Source organism: Massilia rhizosphaerae, assembly GCF_016093545.1.
In the GTDB taxonomy this organism is placed as follows: domain Bacteria; phylum Pseudomonadota; class Gammaproteobacteria; order Burkholderiales; family Burkholderiaceae_D; genus Telluria; species Telluria rhizosphaerae.
This window is the reverse complement of sequence record NZ_JADKYX010000040.1, coordinates 1-3,692: the sequence shown is the minus strand read 5'-3', so window position 1 is coordinate 3,692 and position 3,692 is coordinate 1. Positions and strand designations below refer to the sequence as shown.

2 protein-coding genes are annotated in these 3,692 nt (G+C 65.9%); both read left to right on the top strand.

Annotation, left to right across the window (positions count from 1 at the left end):
- The coding region (locus ISF28_RS30145) for a type VI secretion system Vgr family protein (protein WP_198120866.1) at positions 1 to 2,338 on the top strand (2,338 nt) is incomplete at its 5' end.
- A 17-nt stretch (positions 2,339 to 2,355) separates the two neighbouring features.
- Positions 2,356 to 3,692, top strand: a 1,337-nt coding sequence (locus tag ISF28_RS30140) for a DUF6531 domain-containing protein (protein ID WP_229519468.1), incomplete at its 3' end; no start/stop codon positions are given.

Here is a 3,692-nt window from a genome sequence, read left to right as displayed (position 1 = left end):
CGATTCCGGAACCATCCCGTTCCGCGACAGGGCCGGCTCGCTCGAAGACGACGGCATCCGCGAATGGAGCCCCAAGCGATGCATCGGTTCCGGCCAGACGACCTTGGCCAGCTTCGATTTCAAGAACCCCGTCGTACAGCGTTCGACCGCCGAGTCGCTCAACGACCAGGGCGACGTCTTTCCCTACGAGATCTACGAAAACACCGGCTCCTACGGTTTCCGGACCCACGACGACGGCGAGAAACTCGCTTTTCAGCGCATGGGCGAGCGCGACGCGAACACGCAAACATTCGACGCGCGCGGCAACGACCGCACCGTCCAGCCGGGCCGCTTCTTCAAGCTCGGCGGGCACTTCAGCGCCGAACCCCAATCCCCCGCGCGGGGCGAAGCGCCACATCCAAGCATCGCCGACCGTGACTACCTGATCCTTTCCGTCGACCACGAAGCCAGCAACAATTACCAGGCCGGACCAGGCGCGCCGTCGAACTACGAAAACACGTTCCGCTGCATACGCAAGGATATCCCCTGGCTGCCGGGACGCAACTACAACAGCCATCCCTGCACCTATCCCGGCATCCAGACGGCAATCGTGGTCGGGCCTGCCGGTTCCGAGATCCACACCGATGGTTATGGACGGATCAAGATCCAGCTCCATTGGGACAGGCAGGGCAAATACGACGAGAACAGTTCGCCCTGGCTGCGCGTGATGTCGCCCGGCGCCGGCAGCGAATTCGGGAATATCCAGTTGCCGCGGGTCGGTGACGAAGTGGCAGTGGTTTTCCTCGACGGGAACATCGACCATCCGTTGATTCTTGGCGCGCTGTACAACTACACGCACATGCCGCCGTGGCGGTTGCCCGAACAGCAGGCCTTGAGCGGCTTGCGTAGCCACGAACTGCAGTCGGGTGAAGGCAGCGGGCGCGGCAATCACCTGGTGCTGGACGATACCCCGGGCAAGATCCAGGCGCAGCTCAAGAGCGACCATCTCGCCAGCCAGCTCAGCCTCGGCCATATCAACCGCATCGAAGACAACGCCGGACGCAAGGACGCACGCGGCCAGGGCTTCGAGCTGCGCACCGACGGCCACGGCGCGGTGCGCGCGCAGCAGGGCCTGCTGCTCAGCACCGAAGGACGGCCGAACGCCCGCGCCCACATCACCGACATGGCGGAAACGCTGGCGCGCATGGCGCAGGGCCAGGCGTTGCACGACAGCCTGTCGCAGGTCGCGCAACAGGCGCAGGCGCACCAGCCGGGCGACCAGGACAAGGTCGCCGCCGCGCTGCAGGCGCAGGTCGACGCCATCAAGGGCCAGGGGGGCCTGCCTGCGCAAGGCGAATTCCCGGAATTCCAGGCTCCCCACCTGCTTCTAGCCAGCCCCGCCGGCATCGAAACCAGCACGCAGGGTTCCACCCATCTGATGAGCGTGGAACACACCGCCCTGACCAGCGGCGGCCATACCAGCCTGAGCGCGGGCAAGAGCCTGCTCGTCAGCGTCAAGGAAGCGGTGCGCATGTTTGCCTACAAGGCCGGCATGAAACTGGTGGCGGCCAGCGCCGACATCGACATCACCGCCTTGAAGGACAGCGTCAACATCCTGGCCAAGCTCAACATCACCCATACCGCCAACCGGATCACGATCACGGCAAAGGAAGAGGTGGTGATCAACGGCAGCACCAGCTTCAGCCGCTGGAACGCATCGGGAATCGTTCATGGCACCAACGGCACCTGGCGCCAACACGCGGCACAACACAGCTTCGTTCCCGGCAAGAGCGAAGGCACGCCGAGCCTGCCGCAGACCGTGCAACTGCCGCCGGGGCAGCTCGACCTGCATCACCAGTACGTGAACCCGGAAGGCGCCAGGCGCCAAGGCGTCCGGCAAGGCGACTACACCGTCGTCGACGCCGAAGGCGGCGTCCACCGGGGGACGCTCGATGGCAACGGCTTTGCCAGCGTGGCCGGCCTGCCGATGGGGATGGCCGCGGTCAGCTACGGCAAGGATCCGCGCGACCCGTGGGACGAAGACAGCTACTTCGGCCAGGGAGCCGAATGGCCGACCGTGGCGCAGCCCGGGGCTGGCGCCAAAGCTGCGGCAGGCCGCCTTAACGGCGCGGCCCGCAAGTTCGGCGCGATTGCCCAAGCCGCGGAGCAAGCGGCAAGCGCGGTGCAGTCGCTGCGAAAGGGCGGCGCGCAAGCATTGCTGGCGCCGGTCGGACAGGTGGCCATGGCCAATGTTGCGGGCAAACTGCCGGGCGGCGCGACGGCCCTCCATTTGCCCGGATCGCTGCCGCGCATCGGCGTTGAAGTACCGCCCTCGTTCCCGAAAAAATCCGTCATATAAAAAGATAAAAAGCCACCATGACCGACCCCACGCAAGCCCCGCCCAAGTCCGCCGAGCGCGCGCCGGAAGTCGCGGTCGCTCCGCTCGACACCATCGACCAGCAAGACATCGGCGCCGGCGCCGCCGCCTTCGACAAATGGTTGCGCAAGATCAGCCACGGCTACGTCACGCTGGAACGCCTGAGCACGGTGGCCGGCAGCCTGCCGGTGATCGGCAACATCATGGCCTTGATCGACGTCATCATGGACGTGATGGGGGTCATCCAGAAGTACATCAACAAGAAGGAAGTCGAGTTCCTGGAATGGGTCAGCTTGGGCATCAACCTGATCGGCGTGATCCCGGTGCCGCTGGGGATGAGCGCGGCGCGCATGAGCCTGCGGCCGGCGCTGCACCTGGTCCGGCAAAAGCTGGCGCGGGGCGTCAAGGATCTCGGCCCCGCGCTGGTCGAAGTGCTGATCGCGCACCTCAACGCCACGCTGGCCGGCGAGATCGAGACCTTCATCGACAGCGCGATGGGCAAGCTGGCAGGTATCCTGGACGATTGCGCCAATACCGCCGACGGCATTGCCGACGACCTGATCAAGATCCTCAAGCGCTGCATCGGCAATGAACCGCTGTTCGACGTGGCATCCACGGCGGAAGTGGAGAGCAAGCTGCACGACCCCAAAGTGCAAAGCAGCTGGCGCCGCATGCTTGGCGCCCTTGGCAGGCAGTACAAGATGAGCGCGAACTACGTTGTCGCCGCGGCAGCCAGCCTCCTGCCGCAGAGCGCGGTAGCTGGCGTGACGGGCATTGTCAAGCACCTGACCGACTTCAAGCCGGCGTTTCGCGGCAAGCTCGCCGCCCTGGCCGACGAACAGGCGCAGATGAGCATCCGGTGGTTACTGATGCGGCTGCGCGACGCGGTCACCAAGCACAAGCGGCGGTACGCGGCGCTGGTCCCATCAAGCAAGGGCGCGCATCACAAGAAGAACAAGCCCGGCCACGAGCTGGGCGCCACCGGCCGCCAACATCCGGCGACGGGCGACGCCAATGCCTGCAAGCTATGCCCCGCAAAAGGCGGCACCGCGCACTCGATCAGCTTCGCCACCGGCGCCGAAACCTTCACCCACACTGACTTCGTGCTGGACGCGCCGCTCCCTATCGAATGGAGCCGCACCTACCGCAGCCAGCTGAGCGCCTATGACCGCGGCAATCTCGGCGCGCGCTGGCTCACCCCGTACAGCACCCGCATCGACGTCGTCGGCCAGGGCAAACCGGCCGCCCTGCTCTACCACGCCGCCGACGGCCGCAGCCACCGCTACCCGTGGCTGGGCATCGGCCAGCGGCACTACGACCCGGTCGAGCAAATCAC